General features: G+C 64.3%; 1 protein-coding gene and 1 pseudogene. Both read right to left on the bottom strand.

What is annotated here, in order from left to right:
* Nucleotides 1-398, bottom strand: a pseudogene (locus ACX9NE_RS29190) (hypothetical protein); the annotation flags it as partial.
* A 2-nt stretch (nucleotides 399-400) separates the two neighbouring features.
* Nucleotides 401-2,095, bottom strand: coding sequence for a multicopper oxidase family protein (locus tag ACX9NE_RS29185; protein ID WP_459365250.1), 1,695 nt, complete (start codon nucleotides 2,093-2,095; stop codon nucleotides 401-403).
* Nucleotides 2,096-2,097: the final 2 nt, after the last annotated feature.

Below are 2,097 nucleotides of genomic sequence, written 5' to 3'. Positions count from 1 at the left end.
AGTTCGTAGGGGTTGGCCGACTCCCGGTAGCGGTTCTGGTTGGGGACGGTTCGCTGTCCTTCGAGTTCCACGGCCACCCGCTGATGTCTGGGCGGGCCGTCGGGGTACCAGGAACCGCTCAATTCGGCCCAGTCCCAGCCGGGGCTGGGTTGACATTCCGGTTCGCCGTAGGGAATCCAGTGGATCGGGTCGCTGGGCAGCTGCACCTCCAGGTGCGCGCCCTTGGGTATCAGCTGGGGAACCCAGGTCCGGTTCCACCAACTGAGGTTGTCGCGGTGTTGCTGGTTGAAGCTGTAGCGGCCCTGGTTCTGCATGGGTTGCCCGGTGGGGTCGGCGGCGGCGATGCCGATGGCGGACAACGCCGCCAGCGTGAACGCGAGGAACAGTGGACGGCGCATCCTCACCCCATCGTGTGGTGTTCGTGCTCGTCGTGCTGTTCGTGCTGCCCGGGTGGATCGATCTTCAGCAGGCCCATCATTCCCCGGTCCTCGTGCGGCAGGATGTGGCAGTGGTAGACGGTCGTGCCCGTCACGTCCGGGCGGAAGTACATGCGCAAGGTGTAGCGGCCGAACGGCGGTAGCCGGAAGGTATCCCACCAGACGTCTGGTTCGGTTTGCCAACTCGTGTCGCCGGCCGGGATGCCGTGGATGTCGACGACCTGAAATGGGTTGACATGGATATGGATTGGGTGCTGGAAAACGTCCTCGTTGATCAGGGTCCACTCCTCGATGGTGCCGCCTTCCACCTCGGCGTCGACCCGGTGGTGATCGAACTCCTGGCCGTCGATGAGGAACTGCACACCCATGCCGGTGCGCCCGGTGACATCGCCGGAGAACACCATGGTGCGACGCCGGGCCACCGGCAGGTTCGGCATCCGCGGCGGCTCCACCAACGTGGTGGGCACTCGACCGGCGACGGTGTTGCCACGCACCACCAACGTGCCCAGCGACATTCCCGGGCGGGGTCCTCCGGGATGGCCCTGGTCGTATGCGGCCGCGTAGATCCGGTACCGGCCGGGCTCACCGCCTTTGACGATGAACTCGGCCCGGTTGCCCGCGGCCAGCATGATGTTCTGCCGGGGTCGGGGGGCGGCGTAAGGCACCCCGTCGGTGCCGATCTGGTGCAGGGTGTGCCCGTCCACGTGCAACCAGATCGACCGGTGCGGGCACGCGTTGAGAAACCGCCAGCGCTGCGTCTCGCCCGGTTTGATGCTGATATCCGGCAGTATCTGGCCATTGAGCGGGAAGTACATCGACGACGGCACCGCGGGAATCGACTCGAACGGCGCGTGACCGGCCATGGGAACCACCACCGCGAACGGCACCTCAGCACTGTCGTCAGCGATCCACATCTCGTTGACCACGATGGTGCGCTCGCGCATTTCGGCGATCTCGGGTACCCGATCGATGTCGCCCTCGACGATGATGGGCCCGCACAACCCGTTCCACAGCTGATGGGCAGTGGCCGTATGGAAATGGGGGTGATACCAGTGCAGACCCGTCGGCTGGTTCATCGCGATGTTGTAGCTGTACTGGTGGTCCTGCAGCGGGCCCAGCTGAAGTCCGACATTGTCCCCCGGATCGTCCGGAGACACCTGCAACCCGTGGGTGTGCAGGTTGGTGTCAATCAACTCCTGCAGGATGGTTTGCCTTCTCTCCCAACGGTTCCAGAAATCGTGAACACAGGCTCGCCGGGTATCGAAGCGCGGATCGTTGGACTTGGAGGCGCAGTACGGCACCATGAACACATTGTTGGTCGGAATGCCCACCGGAACGATGCGGTTCTTCAGCAGAAGCCGCAGGTTATCCCCCTGCCGTATCCGCAGGATCGGTCCCGGAAACTGGCCGTTGTAGGTCTCCAAAGTCACCTGACGACCACCCAGATCGACAGGATTAGTCACCACCTCCAGCGTGTAGTCCAAGACACCGTCCTGGCTGCAGACCTCGGTCAAATCGCGGAGTTCCTCCGCGCCGGCCCGCGCCGGAGCGGCACTCCGTATCAGGCCCGCACCGGCCGTAGCGGCCGCCAACGCCAAGAATGTCCTACGGTCCACCGTACTTTCCCGCAGGCGACGCCGGAGAAAGGCAGAATCCATTG

This window comes from Mycobacterium sp. ML4, from assembly GCF_054515735.1.
Note: the sequence above shows the minus strand (reverse complement) of the source record. Positions and strands in the feature narration are given on the sequence as shown.